The 22,080-nt window shown below is 53.6% G+C and carries 10 protein-coding genes, 1 tRNA gene and 2 pseudogenes; 10 read left to right on the top strand and 3 right to left on the bottom strand.

All coding sequences use genetic code 11. The features are described from left to right. Positions 1–147: 147 nt before the first annotated feature. On the top strand, positions 148–1,137 hold the full coding sequence (locus tag BITS_RS06720; RefSeq protein ID WP_026641634.1) for a biotin--[acetyl-CoA-carboxylase] ligase: 990 nt from the start codon (positions 148–150) through the stop codon (positions 1,135–1,137). A gap of 278 nt (positions 1,138–1,415) precedes the next feature. On the opposite strand, the gene BITS_RS06715 is transcribed toward BITS_RS06720, so the two are convergent. Further along, entirely contained in the window at positions 1,416–2,012 is a 597-nt protein-coding gene (locus BITS_RS06715) for a biotin transporter BioY (RefSeq protein WP_026641633.1), read from the bottom strand. 324 nt (positions 2,013–2,336) lie between these two features. On the opposite strand from BITS_RS06715, the gene BITS_RS06710 reads away from it, so the two are divergent. From BITS_RS06710 to BITS_RS06690, 6 genes and pseudogenes are all read left to right on the top strand, one after another. Further along, on the top strand, positions 2,337–4,229 hold the full coding sequence (locus BITS_RS06710; protein ID WP_034533467.1) for an acetyl/propionyl/methylcrotonyl-CoA carboxylase subunit alpha: 1,893 nt from the start codon (positions 2,337–2,339) through the stop codon (positions 4,227–4,229). Between the two features lie 91 nt (positions 4,230–4,320). Continuing rightward, on the top strand, positions 4,321–5,931 hold the full coding sequence (locus BITS_RS06705) for an acyl-CoA carboxylase subunit beta (RefSeq protein ID WP_081693487.1): 1,611 nt from the start codon (positions 4,321–4,323) through the stop codon (positions 5,929–5,931). A gap of 113 nt (positions 5,932–6,044) precedes the next feature. Continuing rightward, positions 6,045–8,735: pseudogene (locus BITS_RS09735) on the top strand (fatty acid synthase subunit beta domain-containing protein); the annotation flags it as partial. Between the two features lie 156 nt (positions 8,736–8,891). Next, positions 8,892–15,629 (top strand): annotated as a pseudogene (locus BITS_RS06700) (acyltransferase domain-containing protein); the annotation flags it as partial. A 278-nt stretch (positions 15,630–15,907) separates the two neighbouring features. Then, positions 15,908–16,435, top strand: a complete 528-nt coding sequence (locus BITS_RS06695) for a holo-ACP synthase (protein WP_051264299.1) — start codon at positions 15,908–15,910, stop codon at positions 16,433–16,435. Positions 16,436–16,469: 34 nt separating this feature from the next. Next, positions 16,470–16,543: transfer RNA gene (locus BITS_RS06690), tRNA-Gly, on the top strand. Positions 16,544–16,700: 157 nt separating this feature from the next. Here BITS_RS06690 and BITS_RS06685 read toward each other — a convergent pair. Further along, on the bottom strand, positions 16,701–17,708 hold the full coding sequence (locus BITS_RS06685) for an alpha/beta hydrolase (protein ID WP_026641629.1): 1,008 nt from the start codon (positions 17,706–17,708) through the stop codon (positions 16,701–16,703). Positions 17,709–17,860: 152 nt separating this feature from the next. Further along, entirely contained in the window at positions 17,861–18,982 is a 1,122-nt protein-coding gene (locus tag BITS_RS06680; RefSeq protein WP_026641628.1) for a pectin acetylesterase-family hydrolase, read from the bottom strand. Positions 18,983–19,085: 103 nt separating this feature from the next. Between BITS_RS06680 and BITS_RS06675 the strand changes: the two genes are divergently transcribed. The 3 genes from BITS_RS06675 to BITS_RS06665 all read left to right on the top strand — a co-directional run bounded on the left by BITS_RS06675 (position 19,086) and on the right by BITS_RS06665 (position 22,080). Next, positions 19,086–19,595 carry a TetR/AcrR family transcriptional regulator gene (locus BITS_RS06675; RefSeq protein WP_052366677.1) on the top strand — a complete coding sequence of 170 codons (510 nt, stop codon included), beginning with the start codon at positions 19,086–19,088 and terminating at the stop codon, positions 19,593–19,595. A gap of 958 nt (positions 19,596–20,553) precedes the next feature. Then, positions 20,554–21,024, top strand: a complete 471-nt coding sequence (locus BITS_RS09730) for an RrF2 family transcriptional regulator (RefSeq protein ID WP_202961130.1) — start codon at positions 20,554–20,556, stop codon at positions 21,022–21,024. 9 nt (positions 21,025–21,033) lie between these two features. Then, positions 21,034–22,080: an NADP-dependent oxidoreductase gene (locus tag BITS_RS06665; protein WP_026641625.1), complete on the top strand. Its 1,047-nt coding sequence runs from the start codon at positions 21,034–21,036 to the stop codon at positions 22,078–22,080.

Here is a 22,080-nt window from a genome sequence, read left to right as displayed (position 1 = left end):
AGCTGAACCGGAAGCGATTGAAGCAGAGTGAGTCATGTTCGGCATTTTACCTTGCGGCGGCGAACGATTGCGGTTCGATGGCATGAAGCATGAGTGAAAGGGAACGGTGTACAGTGCTTTCGTGCTTCGTGGCGCTATGCTGGGCGCATGAGCGAAACGATTGTGGCCGAAGATGCTGAGATGCCGTTGAGCGAGCAAGTAGCAGACTCAGTGGTGCGCTATGTGCGCGTTGGTTCAACCAATGATGTTGCACGGCAGGCATTGTTGCAGGGGAAGATAGGCTATTGCGATTCCGCATTGCCGCCTATGGCGTTGATTGCAGCCGATGTGCAGGAATCGGGCCGTGGCCGTATGGGACGCGAGTGGCTCAATAGGCCCGGTGAATGCTTCATGGTGTCATTCGTCAGCGTTGTGCCATCTTCAGTGGTATATGGCGCTTCGATAAACGGTTGGCTTCCGGTCTTGGCTGGGTTATGCAGTATTGATGCCGTCAACGAGGTATTAGGCCATTGCAATGCTCACGCTATTCATGATGATTGCCGATTGATGCTCAAATGGCCCAATGACATATTCTGCGAAGGATTCAAGATGGGCGGAATTTTGGTCGAATCCGTGCAATTGGGCAGAAACGGTGCGGGCAAAGGTATCGACAATGTGACAATCCATGCGGATGCCAGCCCGGATAATACACGAGAAAACAGTTCGCACGACGATGGGGGCCAATCCGAATCATTGGTTGGCGTCATCTTTGGAATCGGACTCAATATGAACATTCCCGCTGAATCCTTGCCGACTCAACAGGCCACTTCATTGCAATTGCATTGGGAGGGCCTTCCGCAGGCCACCGTTTTGCGAGATCGCATTGCCGCTGGTATTGCTGCGAAATTGCGAGAAGGACTGCGCAGCCTGATGGATAACCCAACCGAATATGTTGATCAATTGCTGAAGCGATATGTTCGCATGTGTTGGACTGTGGGTCGGCGAGTAAAAGCGAATCTGGTGGATGGCACTGTGAGGTATGGCAAGGCGCTGTCGATTATGTCGGATGCTTCGTTGCGAATGATGGGGGATGACGGTCAGATCCATGTGGTGCATACGGGAGATGTGGGCATTTTGCCGGCTCAGTCGGATTCGTGAGCAATGCTCGCGGCCTCATCGTCTCATCAATGACGAAATGCTCATGGCCGTTGTCTGAACTTGAACCGGGCTATCGGTCAAAAACGATTCGGATGCCGTTTCTGGGCTTGCAATGCAAAAAATCGGCGAAGCAATGCGAAGGGGACGCTTGTCTCGCCGATTTGTGTGGTGCAGAAATAGGAATTGCTTGCTCGGTGCGAAGTCGATTGGATCGCGCCAAGCTGCTCTGTCTGCACTGTGTTATTTGAATCGTGCTGGGTTGCTTGGTTTGCGGTGTATCACTTGGATTGCAAGGCCTGAGAAAGACCGGATACCGCCAAGGCCGCCACAGTGGCTTTCACCATATCGCCGACGATGAATGGAGCGGATGCCGCTGCAATATTCATCCAGGGCAGACCTGTAATCAGGGATTGCACCGTGAATCCCATGAGGTAATCCACAACGATGCAGCCGATAATCGCTGCGAAGAGATACCGCACCGCTGTCATCACATATCCGCGCAGACCTTCAGTACGTGGCTTGCCTTTCAGCAAAGCGGTGATCACAGCCCCGGGAAGGAAGCCGAAGAGGAAGCCTGCCGAAGGGCCAACCAGAGCAAGAGTGGACGCGCCCCCTGCGAATACCGGCAATCCCATTGCGCCCGCTGCCAGATACATCATGATGGAAGCGCCGGCCTCTTGCCAATTAAGGCTCAGGGCGGCAAGCATAACAATGAATGTTTGCAGGGTGATAGGAACCGGCGTGCCAGGAATGGGGACTGCTCCAGCGGCGGTGGCTGCCCATAGCATCGCTGCGAATGCCGCTGCCTTTATGCCGGAGAGCACAATGCAGCGGGACCGGGAACTGCTCGTGGAAATTGCGGAACTTGTTTGCATGAAAAACTCCCCTGATAAGAGTTGAAACCGAAGCTCGAGACGGAGTTGGCTCGCGCTCTGCTTGCCCATCCTAAGTTCATCGATTCGCAGAGGCATGGTGTATTTCTACAAATAATCGCTTTCATTTTTGTGCTTGAGCAATTTCGTGATATTGACATGAGATTATATTTTGTCAATTTATATTAAAATATTGTGCAGTCTTGGATATTGGCAAGGCAGATGAGTGCCGGCATTGTGGTGTTTGTAAAATGCGACAAAACTGGAAGCAAGGTTTTGTAGATTATCTTCTGACGAGGCTGTTGATGCAGAGTTACATTTGACACCATGGTCAAAAACGTCAACACACTGTTGGTGGCAAATCGCGGGGAAATCGCTTTGCGTGTCATCCGCACGGCCCGTGAAATGGGCATTGCCACGGTCGCAGTATATGCCGAACAGGACCGTCACGCGCATTATGTCGATCTCGCCGATGAAGCCTATGTGCTGCCCGGTGATACATATCGTGACACATATTTGAATGAGGATTTGCTTATTGAAATTCTCGCCCGATCAGGAGCTGACGCAGTGCACCCCGGTTACGGATTTTTGTCCGAGGTGCCTTCATTCGCGCAGCGGGTGGAGAAAGCCGGAGCCATATGGGTCGGCCCTTCAGTGAAATCACTTATTGATCTGGGAGACAAAATAACCGCACGCCGTGTGGCCAAGCGGGCCCAGGTTCCACCGGTTCCTGGAATTTCAGAACCTGTGCGAGATATCAAAGAACTGCTCGCCTTCGCACATACCCACGGCTATCCAGTCATGATGAAACGTACTGATGGCGGCGGCGGACGCGGCATAACGCTTATTCATGACGATGACGAATTACGCGGTTTCTATCTCAATCATGATGCCCTGCAAGGCGGAGATCTGGACGAGTATTTCATCGAACGATTTATCGACAAGGCCCGCCACGTGGAAACGCAATGCGGACGAGATAGCCATGGCAACTTCGTTGTCTATTCCACTCGTGATTGCTCGGTGCAGCGTCGAAACCAGAAACTCGTGGAAGAGGCGCCTGCGCCATATCTGACGCAGGATGAACGCGAGCAATTGGAGCGGTATTCGCGCAATCTATTCGAGGCCGTCGATTACGTGGGGCTGGGTACCTGCGAATTCATGGTGACCTCGCAACACAAGGTGTATTTTCTCGAAGTGAATCCCCGTTTGCAAGTCGAGCACACAGTGAGCGAGGAAGTATGCGGACTGGATTTGGTCAGGGAACAATTGATGATTGCTTCGGGAGGCAGCCTCACCGTGCCGACTTCTCCTCGAGGTCATAGTTTCGAGCTGCGTATCACCAGCGAAGATCCGGCAAGAAACCTTGCTCCCAGTTCAGGAACGCTCAGCCGTCTTGAATGGCCTTCCGGCCCTGGAATCCGTGTGGATTCCGGTGTGCAAGAGGGGGATACCATTTCACCGAAATTCGATTCCATGATGGGAAAGCTGGTCATCACCGCACAGGATCGTCTCACGGCAATATCCCGCGTGCGTCGGGCATTGCAGGAATTGCATATCGAAGGGGTGCCGACACCTGCCAGCCTGTTTGAGCAGATATTCTCCGATCCTGTATTCACAGCGGAACACCACGATTTCGATGTGTCTACCAAATGGTTGGAACGCGCATATCTCAATCGCGAACCAGCCGCTGCACAGGCAGGGCAGCCCGCTTCCATGAATGAGGGCGTGGATACGGCGAAACCGGCGAGTGAGTCCTTTGTGGTTGAAGTCAACGACAAGCGAATCAAGCTCACCGTGCCGCAGGACATCGTGGATAATCTTACCGGCTCAGCCAAGGCGAGAGCGGTCAAACTTCCCACACAGCCATTGCGCGGTCAGGGATTGCATGCCATTGAGCAGCAGAGCAAGCGTTCGCAAGACAAGCCAGGCGTCATTTCCGCACCTATGCAGGCAGTGGTGACGCGAGTGAATGTGGCTGAAGGACAGGATGTTGAAAAAGGCGATCTGCTGGTGGTTCTCGAATCCATGAAGATGGAGAACTATGTCTACGCACCGACAGCAGGCAGTGTTTCCAAGATATTCGTGGGGCCGGCTGATGGCGTCGAGGCTGGGGATACGTTGATCCACCTTGATGTGCGAGCAGCGGACGGTCGTAGCACAACGCAAGCGGCATCTGATGACCGCGGCGAAGGCAATGCGGAAGGAGTGAGCCGTGCCTGAGCAGTTGCAACTGGAACGACACAATCTTGCACATTCGTCAGTGGAGGCCAATATCGAAACTGACGCATTTGAACAAAGCCATGCGGGTCGCATCGATGAGAGTGTCCGCAATGCGAGTGACGCTGAATCTCACCAGAACAATCCGGACGAAATTCCGCGGCAGCCGATTCGCGCTGCAGTTGCTAAGGCTGCGCAACTCGCTCGGGGAGCAGAAGCCCACGCCCGTGAAAGGCAGCATGCCAAAGGCAAAAATACGGCCAGAGAGCGCCTTGACCTGTTATTCGATACCGGAACTTTTCAGGAAGTCGGGAGATTTGCAGGCGGGGATATCAACCAAGGTGTCGCCGGATGCGCAGTGATCACCGGATTCGGCGAGGTATATGGCCGCAATGTAGGCGTATACGCCCAGGATTTCTCTGTAAAAGGCGGCACGCTGGGCAAGGCAGAAGGCGAGAAGATATGCCATCTCATGGATATGGCTATGTCGCTCAAGGTGCCGGTTGTGGCACTTATCGATTCGGGCGGCGCTCGCATTCAGGAGGGCGTGTCGGCCTTGAGCCAATATGGCCGTATTTTCAAGAAAACCTGCGAAGCCAGTGGCCTGATACCGCAGCTTTCATTGATCTTGGGCCCATGCGCTGGTGGTGCAGTGTATTGTCCAGCCCTCACTGATGTCATCATCATGACGAAAGAGCATTCCAATATGTTCGTCACAGGACCGGATGTCGTCAAGGCAGCCACTGGCGAAGTGATCAGCATGGATGAACTTGGCGGCGGTTTCGTGCACAATGCCGTATCAGGGGTTGCCCATTATTTGGGCGAAGACGAAGCGGATGCCATTGATTATGCGCGCACGATTTTGGCGTATCTGCCTTCGAGTTGTGATGCGCAACCGCCAGCATTCGCTTATGCGGCAACGCGCGGCGAGCGTGAAATGGCTTCCCGCTTGGCAGACATCGTCCCTGAGAATGACCGTCAGCCCTATGACATGCTCGAAGTCATTCGATGCATTGCTGACTATGGGGAATTCGTTCAGGTGCAGGAATTGTACGCTGCCTCGGCGGTGGTTGGATTCGCCTGCATCGGTGGGCATCCCGTAGGAATCGTTGCGAATCAGCCCAATGTGCTTGCGGGAATTCTGGATGTGAATTCTTCTGAAAAGGTGGCCAGATTCGTCCGTTTGTGCGATGCGTTCAACCTTCCAGTGATCACTTTGGTGGATACCCCCGGATACAAGCCGGGATCTGACCAAGAACATGCGGGCATTATCAGACGAGGAGCCAAGGTTATTTATGCCTATGCCAATGCGCAGGTGCCGCTGATCACTGTGGTGCTCCGCAAGGCGTTTGGCGGTGCTTATATCGTCATGGGTTCCAAGGCCATCGGAGCCGATGTGAACTTGGCCTGGCCTTCCAGCCAAATCGCTGTGCTGGGAGCGCAAGGAGCCGTGAACATAATTCATCGCAAGGATCTGCAAAAGGCCAAGGAACGTGGTCAGGATGTTGAGGCTTTGCGCTCGCGACTCATTGCAGAATATGAGAGCACCACGGTAAACGCCAATTTGTCATTGGAAATAGGGCAAATCGACGCCATGATCGATCCCGGGCAGACGCGCGAAGCCATAGAGGATTCGCTGAGATTGTTGGCGAGTAAGAAACGGGTTGCCCGTGGAATAAAACATCACGGTAACCAGCCCATGTAACCAGTCCCAGTGATCAATTCATGTCATCAGGGCATATATCAAACAACAGAACTTATGCAAGGTATGCATCGACCGGAGCGTTGTGATGCATAACAATGAGATAAGGAATCAACATGACCAAGACCACCATGTTCTTCAATCGTCTGGAAACACAGCCGCATGTACTGATGTTCGGAGGCCAATCCACCCCATGGACCGCGGCTCTGGATGACCAGTGCACAGACCCTGCCTTGGAACAGATATTGCGCGATCATATCGCTGCGGCCGACCGATTGCTGGCACCGGTGAGCGCGGATTTGATGGCCACAACAGGCGGCAATGCCGATGTGTTTGCCATGCATGCCGAAGGTGCCGGATTGGGGGCTGCGGCAGACGCCGCCATAAGCGTTCAAGGCATTGCGCTGAGCCAATTGGGCGCCCTTGTTGACGCATCTCGTCTTGGCTATGATATTGCCACACGCCGTCCGGTGGCGGTGCTGGGGCACTCCCAAGGTGTGATCGCCGTGCATATGGTGGAGGCCATCGAGCAGGCGGGATCCCTTGATGCCGCTGGTTCGACAATCGATGAAATACTCGCAATAGCGCGTCTTGTCGGCGTTGCTGCCGCCCGACAGGTGCGCATGGCTGATCTGCAGGCAAAACTCGGTCAGGCGACGCCTATGCTTTCCATAAAAGGTGCATCCAAGGCTCAGGTTGAGTCTCTGATTCACCGTGTTCAAGGAACGCGAGGGCCTGTGTCGCTTGCTGTCACCAATGCCGCACAGCATTATGTGCTTTCGGGCTATCCTCAGGATCTGGCCGCAGTTGCCCGTGAGGCGGAAAAAGAGCACCGCCGTCAGGCTTCATTGCGTGAGAATAAGGTACGCGGTGGTGCGGTATTCGATCCGGTACTTGAGTATCTGGATGTGACTGTGCCATTCCATTCGCCAATCATGCTGGATGCGGTCAAACGCACCGTCGAGTGGGCGTCTGCATGCGGGCTTGACAGTGCCAGGGCTGAGAGCTTGGCACAGGAAGTGCTGGTGAGGCATGTTGACTGGTCGGCACAGGTGCAGTCGGTGCTGGATCAGACGCAGGCAGATAAGCTGTGGATGCTCGATATGGGACCTGGCATCACAGTCGGCAAATTGACCACCGCGCTCGTGCAGGGGACTGGAGCCGGGGTCGTTGAAGCGGCAACCGGCAAACAACGTGCCGAGTTGTCCACATTGGATAGCGAGCCTGCACGCACTCAGAATTGGCGTCAATTCGCGCCTCGAGTTATTCGCACTGCAGCAGGTAGCAAAGTGCTGACCAAATTCTCGACGCTGACGGGCAAGCCCCCTGTGCTGCTTGCCGGCATGACGCCTACCACGGTGGATCCGGAAATCGTTGCTGCCGCAGCCAATCGTGGATACTGGGCCGAGTTGGCCGGTGGTGGCCAAGTCACCGCTGAAGTATTCGACGGTCATGTCGCCAAGCTGGAAGAGCTGCTCGAAGAGGGTCGCACAGTCGAATTCAACGCCATGTTCATGGACAGGTATTTGTGGAATCTGCAGTTCGGCTCCACTCGTATCGTCCCAAAGAAGAGAGCTTCAGGCACCCCGATTGATGGCGTAACCATATCGGCTGGCATTCCTGAATTGGACGAAGCCAAGGAATTGGTATTGACTTTGCGAGCAGATGGATTCCCTTATGTGGGATTCAAGCCGGGAACCGTTGAGCAGATTCGTCAGGTGGTGGCGATTGCCAAGGCTGTGGCTCCGACACCTGTTATCGCACAGGTAGAGGGTGGAGCCGCCGGTGGCCATCATTCATGGGAGTCATTGGATGATCTGCTGGTGAACACGTATGCCCAAGTGCGTGAATGCGAGAACCTGGTACTGGTTGTCGGTGGCGGTATCGGAACGCCACAGCGTGCGGCGGATTATATTTCCGGACAGTGGGCTCGGGAATATGGTTTGCCTGATATGCCAGTGGATGGCGTGTTGGTAGGCACCGCTGCCATGACCGCTCTCGAGGCGCATACGAGCCCGCAGGTCAAGAGGATGTTGGTGCAAACACCGGGTATCGCCGATGGCAATGATGATGCCGATCCATTTGCTCCTGCCGGTGAGCGCTGGGTTCCTTCCGGTAAGGCCGTAGGTGGTGTGACTTCTGGCTTGAGCCATCTGCATGCCGATATTTACGAGGTCGAGAATGCCTCTGCTCGATGCGGCAGGCTGCTGGTTCGTGTCATGAAGCATCCGGAGGAATTGGCAAGCCGCCGCCAGGAGATAATTGAGGCATTGAATGCCACAGCCAAGCCATATTTCGGTGATTTGGGATCGATGACATATGCCCAGTGGGCACGGCATTTTGCCGAATTGTCATATCCTTGGGCGGATGGCACCTATGCCGATCGATTCTTGCATCTTCTGCAGCGCATAGAGGCTCGCGTCTGCGAGCAGGAATCAGGAAGCTTCACTCCGTTATTCGCTTCACGGCAGGATGTTGAAAACAGCCCGTTTGATGCCGTGGATGCTCTTGTTGCAGCCTACCCACAAGCGGATAGACTTCATGTCACCCCGATGGATGAGGCCTGGTTCCCGACTTTGGTGCGTGAATACCCCAAGCCAATGCCATTTGTTCCGGTTTTGGACGAGGATCTGCTGCGTTGGTGGGGACAGGACCAGCTGTGGCAGTCAGAGGATCCGCGATACAGCGCTGATTCGGTCCGCATTATTCCTGGACCGATTTCCGTTGCAGGCATCACCAGCATCGACGAGCCCGTCGGCGATATTCTGGATCGGTTCTCGCAGGCGGTGCTTGAACGTGCCCAAGCGGATATTGCTCATGAGTCATTGGAATCCACGCCAGTGGACGCTGCCTCGGCAGGTATTCAGACAAATACCGAAGCAGATCTTCGGATCGAGGAAAACAGCCCGGTATCCGAGAGTCCCATCGACGATGCTGCATTGAACACTGCTGTATTCGGTGCGCTCGGCAAGGCTCGTAATGCAGAAGAATTCATACGCCGCAGCCCTCATATTTCTTGGATCGGTCATCTTACGCAGAATCCTGCCTACGGAACCGAAGAAGGGGATGAGCATTATGTGATTACCCGAGTCGGCGAACAGGATGGTTTAGAGCTCTTTGATCTGGATATTCATCTTGACACATTCTGGGATGGCGACCCGGATGGTGGCAAGAGCAAGCATGCAGTTCGCGATATCGTCATACCTCTGACGCTTGATCCGTCTCAGCCTGAACGCTTCCCTGTGGTGGACAGACAGCGCCTTCCGCAGCACGTATACGCCATGCTCGAGGCGACCGCGGGTATTGGCAATACTGCAATCACCGGTGATGTGCTGGCTCATATGCCTCAGGTTGAGCCATCCGATGATACTGCACAGTATCCCTTCGGCTTGGTGCATGCTTCATACACATTATCGTCCAATCTCGGATTCGATCATGAAGCCGCAACTGCAGGACGCCTTGCCAAGGGCCTGATCGCTTCACGCATTGCGCCTGATGCCTTGGTCGGCCCTGCTTGGCCTGCTATTTATGCGGCTCTAGGGTCGGTGCAAGTGCATGGCTATCCGGTAATCGAAGGATTGCTCAATGCCGTGCATCTGGACCATATCATTGGTCTATGCGTCGAAGAGCGTGAACTGCTCAACCATGCAGGAGAGCAGATTTCCCTGACTAGCTGGGCAGAACAGTATGCAGAATCGGTGTCCGGTAGAGTAGTTACCATCCATGTCACCCATGCAGCTCAGGATGGCACGGTATTGGCTCATGAAACCGAGCGGTTCGCCATTCGCGGACGTTCATACAGCAATGCGTTGCCAAAGGATGCTGCAGAATATGGTGGTGTTTTTGCGCAAGACGGCGAGCTGTTCGGCAGCACCACGAGCGATACGCCACGTCGCTTGCTTCGTCGCGTCACTGTGCGTGCTCCGCATGATATGACTGCATTTGCGCGCACTTCCGGCGATTTCAACCCCATCCACACGTCGTATCGCGGAGCTGCCATTTCCGGATTGCAAGCTCCTTTGGTGCACGGCATGTGGCTTTCGGCTGCAGCCCAGCATGCGGTGCAGGCTACTGATGACATGGGCGTGCACTATGAGATTGCGGGCTGGACCTACAATATGTACGGCATGGTCCAGTTGGATGATGAAGTCGAAATCAGTGTGGAACGAGTCGGGAAAATCCATCACGGCGGCATGCTCTTTGAAGTGACCTGCCGTATCGATGGACAGCTGGTTTCACGAGCCACTGCAGCGATTCGTGCACCTCGCGCAGCCTTTGTCTATCCCGGTCAGGGCATCCAGAAGCAAGGCATGGTGCTCGATGAGCGTGCCAAGTCCGCGGCTGCACGAGAGACCTGGGAGCGTGCGGATAAGCTTACGCGAGAACGTCTGGGCTTCTCGATTCTTGCCGTGGTGCGTGACAATCCCAAGGAATTGACCGCCAATGGCGTCACATATCGCCATCCTGAAGGCTTGCTCAATCTCACCCAGTTCACCCAGGTTGCCTTGGCAACGGTGGCTTTCGCACAAACGGCGCGTTTGCGTGAAGCAGGCAGTGATATTTGGCCAGCTTATTTTGCCGGCCATTCGCTCGGCGAATACAATGCTCTCAGCTCCTTCGCAGGCATCATTCCTTTGGAAACCGTTCTGGAACTGGTATTCCATCGCGGCTCCACAATGCATCATCTGATCGAGCGCGATGAACGCGGGCGTTCCAATTACCGTATGGGCGCGCTTCGTCCCAACCAGTTCGGTGTCGGCGATGACGGCGTGAAGCAGTATGTGGAATCAGTGTCAGCGGCTTGCGGCGAATTCCTGCAAATCGTGAACTATAACCTTGCAGGACAGCAATATGCCATAGCAGGAACCATTGCAGGTCTGAAAGCGCTGCAGGCTGACGCATCTCGTCGTGCCAAGGAATATGGCGGCAAGCCTCCGTTCATGCTCGTGCCCGGCATTGATGTGCCATTCCACTCCACGTTATTGCGTAAGGGAGTGCCGGAATTCCGCGATAAGCTGGACGCTTTGTTGCCGAAGCATATCGACTATTCACGTTTAGTGGGGCGATATATTCCTAATTTGGTGGCCATTCCATTCGAGATGACCAAGGAATTTGCGGCTCATATTCTTGAAGTGGTTCCTTCTGAGCGTATTCAAAAGGCATTGGAAGATCCGACGGTATGGGAATCCTATGCGCAGGATGACCAGAAGCTTGGCCGCTTGCTGCTCACGGAATTGCTCTCTTGGCAGTTCGCCTCGCCGGTTCGTTGGATCGAGACACAGGCTTTGCTATTCAATGCTCGTGAACAAGGCGGGCTGGATATCGAAGAATATGTGGAAATGGGATTGGGCAACGCTCCTACACTTGCCAATCTCGGCTCCAAGACCTTGAGGTTGCCTCAATTCCAGGATCGCCATATCACCGTTATGAATGTGGGTCGCGATGAAGCCCGGTTGTATATGACCGATGCAGATTCTGCAGTAATGGAAGACGAAGTTGAGGAGCCGGAGGGCGCTTCAGCCAAGAAAGCCGCTGCTTCGCCACAGGCGATTGCCGCTTCTGCCCAGACACAGCAGAGTGTCGACGGCAAGACTCAGGCCGATCAGGTGCAAAGCTCGACGCCAACTCAGACGGCACTAGTGGCAAATGCGCAAAATGCCGCGGCGGGTGCTCCATCGGGGGCGATGGTTCCTGATATCGCATTCAAGGCTTCGGATGCAATAGCCATGTTGTTGGCTTATGCCGCCAAGGTGCGTCCCGACCAGATCGGAGAGAGCGACACCACGGATACGCTGACCAATGGCGTGTCTTCACGACGCAACCAGTTGCTTATGGATATCAGCTCCGAGCTGGGTGTGGCCAGTGTCGACGGCGCTGCGGAAGCCACCATCAAGGCACTGAGTGCATTGGTGAACAAGGTGGCGCCGAATTACAAGCCGTTCGGCGCGGTGCTTTCCGATATTGTGCGAGATCGCATTCGCGGACTCTTCGGGGCCGCAGGTATCAAGGTTTCGCAGATCGAACAGCGTGTGATGCAGACATGGCAGCTTGGCGAGGGTTGGGCCAACAACGTTATCGCAGCCTTGGTGCTGGAAACCAGAGAAGGAGCCAGCGCTCGCGGTGGCGATTTGGCTTCCCTCGGCAGCGATAGCGTTTCGAATGTGGCGGCTGCGCATGCATTGATTGATGCGGCTGTCCAGCATGTGGCTGCATCCCGCGGTGTAAGTGTGGCCATGCCAAGCTCCGGCGCTTCGGCTGGTGGAGCTGTGGTGGATTCCGCGGCACTGGATGCGTTTGCTCAGCGACTTGTGGGCAATGAAGGCATCCTGGCCTCGACTGCTCGATTTGTGCTCAAGCAGTTGGATTCCGCTGGCAGTGCCCCTGTGGAGCATAGCGATGACAATGCCTCCGTAGTCGCAGCGGTTACGGCCGAATTGGGAGCTGACTGGCCGAAGCTGGTGGAGCCCCGATTCGATGAGCGCAAGGCCATTTTGTTCGACGATCGTTGGGCTTCCGCACGCGAGGATCTGGCGCGTTTGTTCTACAACGGCGATGAATCCGTAAAGGATTTGAGCTTTGTCGGTGCAGGTCAAGCAGTTCACGATCAGGCCGTGTGGTTTGCCAATAGGTCCCGCCAGATCGGCAACCAAGGACTTGCCTCAGTGTATGAGCGTATTTCGGCTGAAGCCATGACCGCTGTCGAAAAGCACGGCGATTCTTCTCAGTTTGCCGGAGATATCGCCGTGGTGACCGGTGTGGCGCCGAATTCGATCGCTGCTCAGGTAGTGAATGGTTTGCTTGACGGTGGGGCAACGGTAATTGCAACATCGCATAGCTTCAAGCCTTCCATAAAGGAATGGGCCAAGCAGACATACCGCGCTCATGCGGTTGCCGGTTCGCAATTGTGGCTCGTGCCCGCGAACTTGGCCAGCTACCGTGATGTTGATGCGTTGGTCCACTGGGTTGGCAATGTGCAGAAAAAGACCTCCGGGGCCACGACGACAGTGCTCAAGCCTGCTTATGAGCCGACACTGTTCTTCCCATTCGCAGCCCCTCCTGTGCATGGCACGGTAAGCGATTCGGGAGAACTTTTCGAATCGCAAGCACGTCTTATGTTGTGGGGCGTGGAGCGTGCAATTGCAGGATTCGCAGCTTTGGGGGCGGATATCGATGTGCAGCATAAGTTGCATGTGGTGCTGCCGGGCTCGCCTAATCGTGGCATATTCGGCGGCGACGGTGCATATGGTGAAGTGAAGAGTGCCTTCGATGCTTTGGTGAACCGTGCTCGTGTGGAAACCGCATGGTCCGATCGAGTCACCTTTGCTCACCCCAAGATTGGGTGGGTTCGTGGAACCGGCCTTATGGGCGGCAACGATCCTTTGGTCGAGGTCGTTGAGCGCCACGGGCTGACAACATATTCCACCCAGGAGATTGCGGCCAAACTGCTTGAATTGTGCACTGCGCAATCAAGGCAATTGGCCGGAACCAAGGCTCTGGATATTGATCTCACAGGTGGATTGGGAGACAAGCCCATCGATATCAAGGCTTTGCGTGCAGAGGCCATGGCTGATGCCGAATCTGAGCTGGAAAAGCATGAGGATGGTCAAGCAGCTGCTGATAGCGAAGTCGAGTCCGTTGATTCCGAGCATGCACAAGTTAAGGGTGTTGCTCTGATTAAGGCTCTGCCAACTCCTCGCATTCCTCGACAGGTTTCGGCTGATCTCACCCAATGGAGCTCGGTAACCGCTCGCCCAGAGGATGAAATCGTCATCGTCTCCGTTGGTGAGCTGGGTCCATGGGGTTCGGGACGTACTCGTTTCGAAGCCGAACTGGGCATCACATCGGATGGCAATGTGCGTCTTTCCCCTGGTGCCGTGCTTGAACTCGCATGGAATATGGGATTGTTGACATGGCAGGACAGTCCTCAGCCTGGTTGGTATGACGTCGATGGTTCTATGGTGCCTGAGGAAGACATTGCAGAGCGATATCATGATGAAGTCGTTGCCAGATCAGGTGTCCGACCTTTCGAAGAGGGTATGGGCAGCGATTATCGCGATGGTACGGATGAGGAAGAGGCAGAAGTCTTCCTTGACCATGATGTCGAATTCAGTGTGCCATCCGAGGAAATCGCCCGCGAATATGTGGCCATGGATGAGTCTCATACCTCTATTCGTGAGGATGCCGAGGCGGGGGAGTGGGCGGTCACCCGTCATGCAGGCTCGATGATTCGCGTGCCTCGTCGCGCGGCCATGACCCGCAAGGTCGGAGGACAGTTCCCCAAGGGATTCGATCCGATGAAGTGGGGCATACCCGCTTCTATGGCCGGCGATGTCGACACAATTGCATTGTGGAATATCGTCACTGCTGTGGATGCTTATATTTCTGCAGGCTTCAGCCCTGTAGAGATATTACAAGCTGTTCATCCTTCACTGGTGGCCAGCACTCAGGGCACTGGATTCGGCGGCATGGCTTCTATGCGCAAGCTGTATCTGGATCGGTTCCTGAATCATGAGATTCCGACGGATATTCTGCAAGAGGCTCTGCCGAATGTCGTGGCCGCTCATGTTATGCAGTCGTATATCGGCGGCTACGGCAATATGATTCAGCCGGTTTCTGCCTGTGCTACGGCTGCGGTATCACTGGAAGAAGGCGTGGATAAGATCGAACTCGGCAAGGCTGACTTCGTGGTCACCGGCGCGATTGACGATATCGGTGTGGAATCGGTTATCGGTTTCGGCAATATGAACGCCACGGCCAATTCGCAGGAGATGGCGGATAAGGGCATTGCTCCTCGCTTCTTCTCCAGAGCCAATGATCGTCGGCGTGGTGGTTTCATCGAATCTCAAGGCGGCGGAACGATCCTCCTGACACGCGGTGATATCGCTTTGAAGCTGGGCTTGCCGGTTGCGGGAGTCGTCGGGTTCATCCATTCCTATGCTGATGGCGCCCACACCTCGATTCCGGCTCCTGGCTTGGGTGCCCTGGCTGTCGCATGCGGCGGTCGCGACTCCAAGTTGGTGCGTGACCTGGCGAAGCTCGGTGTGCAGCCTGATGACATCGCAGTGGTGTCCAAGCACGATACCTCAACGAATGCCAACGATCCGAATGAATCCGAGTTGCATAATGTTCTGGCTCATGCCATTGGGCGCAGCGAAGGCAATCCGCTATTCGTCATCAGTCAGAAAACGCTGACAGGACATGCCAAGGGCGGAGCGTGCATATTCCAAGTCAATGGGCTGACTCAGCTCTTTGGTTCGGGTGTGATTCCGGCGAATGCATCTTTGGATTGCGTCGATCCGAAGCTCAGACGAGATGATCTCATGGTATGGCTGAGGAAGCCACTGCATGTGGGGTCGATCAAAGCCGGTTTGGTGACTTCACTTGGCTTTGGACATGTGAACGGTTTTGCGGCGATTGTGCATCCTGGTGCATTCGAGGCTGCCGTGCTCAATACGCAAGGCAAGGAAGCGCTCGAAAAGTGGCGTAACCGTGCCGATATGCGCTTGGCTCAAGGCCGCCGTCACTTGGAAGAAGGCATGATGGGTCGCGCGCCTTTATATGAGCCTATTGAGAATCGTCGATTCCTCAAAGATGGAACCAAGCTGCCGGATGGAACTCGATATGATGCCCACGAGGCGGAAAAGGCCATGTTGCTCAATCCTGAGGCACGGCTCGGCGCGGAAGGATACTTCGAGGCATGATCGTCGGACGGGTTGGCGGTGCATGAGACATTTTGCGCACCGCCAACCCTTGGCGATTTGGTTGTGTTATTTGGACGCTTCAAAAAGGAATATCGGCTTGGGTGTTGCTTTGAAGTGATTATCCGGCTCGGGTGAGCGTTGCACTTACTCGAGCTTCTTGTGTTATTGCGGGTGTGTTCGTGCGGGTTGCGATGAGTAGCAATAGTGAGTGTGACACTTGCCGTTGCGGCGTTGTGGCATTGTGACGCTGCGACTTTGGGAAAGGTGTTCTGCGAGCGATGCATAATGGCGGGATGGAAAGCATATTGGGACTTGGCCATGATGTTGTGGATATTGCCGGGTTCGAAAAGCAATTGAATGAGCCGGGAACCCGTTTGAGGGGGTTATTTTCAGCTCGTGAGCTACGGCAGTCGACGCTGCGAGGGGAGTCAAAGGCTGATGGAGAAGCCGTGCATCTCGCTGCAAGGTGGGCTGGGAAAGAGGCCGTAATCAAGGCGTGGAGTGAGGCGCTTGGGGTGCGTGACGCTCCGTTTACCGTGGATAATATGCCTTGGTCGCAGATTGAGATTTTGGACGATTCGCGCGGACGTCCCGGTGTTGTTCTGAGCGAGGATGCGCAGAAGATGCTGTATGAATCCGTATTGGGGACTATCAATCATGGTTCGGCTCAGTCTGTTCAACAAAGTCGAATTCATTCCAGAGAAGAATCTGCTAGCGATACTGACGCACATTTGGAATGGCGTATCTCCATAAGTCATGACGGAGGGATAGCCTCTGCAGTGGTGTTGCTTGCCAAGGTCGAGTAATTGTGTATAATGGTCAAGTTGCATATTGCAGCACGCGGATGTAGCTCAATGGTAGAGCCTCAGTCTTCCAAACTGATTACGCGGGTTCGATTCCCGTCATCCGCTCCACTAGAACGTCACTTTGGATACAAGGAATCCCGGTTCAGTCAGGAAGTGTCCAGGGTGGCGTTTTTCTGTTCCGGGGTGAATCTTGAGTGTCCCTCCGGTTACGGGAAGTGAATAGTAAGCTCCTCAAGGCGCTCGATGCTGTTTGAAGCAATCGCGTCTATTGTGCTTGTTGTTTGATGAAGAGCATCATTCTGTCGAATGCGTCTTTTGCGACCTCGTTCACGCGTTCCGAGGCCACGAATCCGTGTGGCATTTCCAAGCCGCGTTCAGCAAGTGGGTCAACTAAAGCATGTTCAACGTTAGCGTTGTTTAAGGCCTGGTCCATTGCTCGCATGTCCGCGTGATATTCGCTCCCCAATAGGAATGCGGGTGGATAGTGAGAATCGACCCATGGGATGTTGTTGTACTTTCGTACCTCTTCGCGGTTCAGAAAAATTGACCCTTTCACATAGTTCCCCACAAGAATCCTAGTACCTAGAGAGAACTTATCGTAGTCGAGTGGTGCGTCGTCAAGAACAACCGCTTTAACCTGCTCGGGCGTTAGCGTAGGAGCAATATTCAAGGTTTCAGCGTACGTAGGGTTGGTGATGATACTCCCCAGCTGGCTCGCCATAATTGCACCCGCGGATGAGCCCATGATCACCACTCGGCCCATATCCAAGTGGTATTCGTCCGCGTGGTCGATCAAAAATTGGAAGGCTTCATTGGCTTGCGCCAGTGGTGCCGGGAAGTGATATTCGGGTACCAGCACGTAGTCAATGTTGACGAGATTGAACCCCTCAGCGCACATGTCATCCAGTAGTGCGGTTGCATCGCTGCCTGCGAGTGGATCTCCTACGTTCTTGCTGCCGCCAAAGAATCCACCGCCATGGAAGTAGATAAGAGTGGGGCGCGACTTATCCCTATTTTTGTCAGGGTATGTAATGTCTAGAAAACTGTTTGGATGATTATCAGAATATTTTATTTCAGTAACTGTGTACTGGCCATTGTCCTTGACCGCTTCTAACGGTTCACCGAGGGGGTCGTAGGAGTTAATGGTATTGACTGTACCGGCAGAGAATTTTTGGATCGCTCCAACGATGATCTGCGTATGCGTAAGCGCAACGAGAGCAGCCGTTGCGGAAATAACTAATAAAACTAGGGAAACGATCAAAAACGTGCGCATCTTTCTCCGTGCCACTTTCGTCGCATACCTCTCTTCTGTATCGTTCCAGGCAGAATTATCGAGATTTAGTGCATCGAGTCAACAACTACCGCTCGGGGTTCGTTTCTATTGCAAAGACATCCATGTGACAAACGTAGATTTTCTCAACATGTCTAACTATTATGGAGCAGGTCAAGCCCATAGGATTCGATTTTGCCGTTTACTGCGTCGTGTATCCACTCTGCGACGCTCTTTCCTTCTTCTAGTTCATCAAATACGTTGGAAGAAATGATGGTGTGCTGAGTGTTGCCTGTGTCGCTGTCCGCTCCATAGTTCCAGATGTAGACACCGATGTTTGGGATGTTCTTTTGCAGTTCACTGACCATCTCAGCGAGGTCCTTCTGGAACCGGTCGCCACTCTCCTTGTCCACATTCATTGCACCATTGCGGATAAATTCCTGGTACTGCTGTAGCGTATCGTCGCGATAGGAGCAGTCAAACAAGATTTTGACGCTATCGCCGCGCTTCTGATGTAGGGCTGTCAGGCTATCCAACACCAGATTATTGCTGGTCAGTCGATCAGATATCACCTTTGGCGATTGCCAGAGATCGGTCGCTGTTTCATGCCAATCATCGTAGAGAAGCAATGCACTATCTACGTTGACTGTCACATTCTCGGCAGAAGGAAAACGGTCAATTACATCGTCCGCAAGAAGAGAAGTCGCGAATCCACCGGCGGAGAAACCAGTGACAAGTAGCGTATCTGGCTCTCCAACATAATATTTAGCCGCTTCCATAAAAGCAGAATAATTTTCGTAACCGTTATGGTAAACGGCCTTCTCTTGATCCCCATCCATGTAACGATAGGTTCCAGTGCCACTATGAAAATCTCCAGAAGCGTACGGAAGGACAAGGAAAGTCCAATCTTTGAAGGGATTTCTCTCGTCGTCACTGGAAATTCCTCCAGAGGCAACAAAATCTTGTATTTGAGCGGTGGTAGCGAAAAATTCCTTACCTCGCTCAGAAGTATAGCCGTTAATGCTCACCCCACCGCCGAAGAAATATACGGCGACCTTGTTCTCTGTTCCAAGCTTTAGAAGTCCGTGCCACTCACTACTATCCGATGACTTCGTCCCCTCCGGAGAAATCCGGTACCATTCCCCGATTTCCGGTTTTCCTTCGAGCTCCGGATGCTCGACAAGAACGGTCTTATGAAGAATCACCGCCACGACGATGCCGACCACCGCTACTACGGCGACAGTGATAATTCCGATGATTTTCATAGCCTTCCGCACGGGTACCTCCTTGACAAGCTGATGTAACAAGTGCAGCATAAACCCGTCAATGACACAAGTGTTTCGGCAAAGTGAAACATAGATAGGTGGTTTGTTTCATCGCATGAGTATGAACAATGAACAGAAAAACACGTACGTTAAAAGACAGATGACGGCCGCGCTCCTCCGTCTCCTAAAAGAGAAGAATCTTGCGGATATTTCCGTAAGTGAGCTAACGAGTGCAGCAAAGGTAGGACGCGTTTCCTTTTACCGCAACTACAGAAATAAAGAGGACGTCCTAAAAAGTGAATCAGATCGACTCGTTAAAGAATGGGGTGAATTATATGAATCGAACCCCGAATCGCAACCGGAAACGCTATTCCCGTCATTATTTGATTTTTATAGGGCACACAAAGACTTTTACCTAACTCTATACAACGCAGGAATGTCTTCCGTCATAATGGAGACAATCGTTAAAACTATACAAATTACACCCGAAATACCCAATCTTGAGGCATATATGAAATCCTTCTGGGCATATGGCATTTATGGATGGATGTTCGAATGGATCAAACGCGGTATGAAAGAAGACGGAGCTGAACGGCTCTCACTGTTTCTAAGCCATAACCAGTGAACAACCCCACTCATTTCTCCACGAGTGATGACCATCTTGCAACTGATCGTCGTTCAACTCTGAAAACCTAATACCGCTTACGATAACAACCGACGATTTCGCATCCCCTTGCGCACCAGTCGATTCAATACCCGAGTGCACCGAACTACATCCCCCTCCATCCAAGAATCGCCGTCACCCAATCTACAAATACGATGCATCCATTGCCTCGATCGAGCATCCAGCACTGCGAGCTATGCACCCACCGGGCTCCACAAATGCACCCACTAGCCCTCAAAGCGCACCCACCTCAGGCCTTGTATCCATCGTGACCACCTTTGGTTCAAAAAATCGGGAGTTACTCTGGATGCAAAGGTTTCCGGGTGTTACGGGACAATACCCGGGATGCCCCGGACGTTTCAACCTGCCACGTCGATCCGTTGATCTTGATACAAGTCGTTGCTCATCAATTCCGGAGATTCCAGCAAGGTATGGAATATGTCAGCAAGAGAAGGGCAAGGGGCTGTATTCCTGAGATGTGAGTCGGACGTAATCGGTGAATAATTTCATGCCTTGGCGGGGATGCGGGTCTTTGTTGGTAGTGGTTTAGATATAAACCAAATTAGGGATGGAATCGCAGAAAGCGGCCTGCTATCGGGCAAAACAGCGATCATCCCCTGTCAGTGATCTAGTTGGGGGAGAGCGGGGTCAGATGGTTTGAGGTCTGACGCCGAGCAGCGGGGGCTGCTCATAAAGCTGGCGGCGCGGTTGTTGGTGAGTTCGGTGAACATTAGCAGACAGTTCGAGTGGGTGGCTACGCTGTCAATGCCAATCCTAGACGATGCTGTCCAAGTTCAAACAGACATAATGGCGGAGCGCTGTAGTAGATCAGCATGTCTTCTGCTTGACAGATGGGTTTTACATCCCTATACTTGTATCTGTAATAGATACAAGTAGATGAAGCGGGAAAAATCCTACTATGGACACAAAATTCGCTCAAGCACTCCACGCCCTGGTGTACATATCCGAAACCACAGGCACGGCGAGTTCCCAAGCCCTGGCCCAGAGCGTCGGAACCAATCCCAGTCATATCCGTAAATTGACAGGCCTCCTCAAACAGGGTGGCATCGTAGAGTCCAGTCAAGGGAAAGCCGGATTTGTTCTTGCCAGACCGGCCGAGGACATTACTCTGGCAGACGTTTACGATGCTGTCTATCCAGATAAGCATCTCTTTAATGTGCATGAAGACCACCAATCCAGATTGCCCTATCGGACAGCACATTGGTGCCATCCTGACCCCCACCTTCCGCCCAAATTGAACACGATCTCGCGACCGAATTGGGTGCTCGTACTCTCCGTGTCCTTATCCAGGACCTCTATCGCAGCGCCGCTACTACTGGAACAACCACAGCTCAACACCACGGCCAGTAATGGCACTACGTCTATCTGAAAGGACCCCATGAAAGCTGCACGACTTTATTCCTACAGCTCAGACCAGCAAGAACTCCAACTCGACGACGTGCCTACACCTCAACCTAAAGCCGGCCAAGCCCTTATTCGGGTACTAGCGGCCGGGGTCAATCCACTGGATAACATGATTGCCCACGGCGAAGTCAAACTCATAACTCCATATAAATTGCCGCTGATTGCTGGAAATGAGCTGGTCGGCATTATTGAATCCATTAATGCTCCGGCCGTGCTATCGGCCTCTTCTCACAGTAGCGCCACCACAGCCGAGTTCAAGGAAGGGCAGCGGGTATTTGCTCGCCTTCCCTTCCGCAGTATTGGGGCGTTTGCAGAATATGTTGCTGTTGACCTTGAAGCCCTTGCTCCTGTACCGGACTATCTCACCACTATCCAAGCGGCCGCTGTTCCCTTGACTGCGCTGACCATCACCCAGGCATTCGAACTCATGAACCCGCAGCCCGGTCAAACCATTTTTATTTCAGGAGGCACAGGCGGTGTAGGCGCAATGGCAATCCCTCTGGCCGTAGCCCAGGGTCTCACCGTTATCACCAACGGATCGGCCCGCAATAAGGAACGGGTCATGGCATTGGGAACCTCCCGCTTCTTGGATTACGCAACGGAGGACTATGCTGCAGCTCTCCACGATATTGATTTCGTCCTCGATACGCGCGGTGGCGAGGAAACCGAAAAGCAGATGAGCATTCTCCGCTCGGGTGGACATCTTGTTTCACTGAAGGGGATGCCAAATGGTGCTTTTGCGCGGCGTATGGGGCTGTCCGCCCCGAAGCGACTGTTGTTTACAGTGGCTGGGCGAAAACTCGACCGGATGGCCGCCCGTTATGGGATCACATACGACTTTATTTTTGTGCAATCCAATGGTGCGCAGTTGCGCAGTGCTGCACAAATTCTTCAGGATCGTAACATCACGCCGTCCGTTGATACGGTCTTTCCCTTTGAGCAGGTGAACGAGGCACTCGTGAAGGTTGTAAACGGACATTCCCGCGGCAAAACAGTCCTATCGATTGCGGAAGGAAAGTGA

This window comes from Bifidobacterium tsurumiense (genome assembly GCF_000741765.1).
In the GTDB taxonomy this organism is placed as follows: Bacteria; Actinomycetota; Actinomycetes; order Actinomycetales; family Bifidobacteriaceae; genus Bifidobacterium; species Bifidobacterium tsurumiense.
Note: the sequence above shows the minus strand (reverse complement) of the source record. Positions and strands in the feature narration are given on the sequence as shown.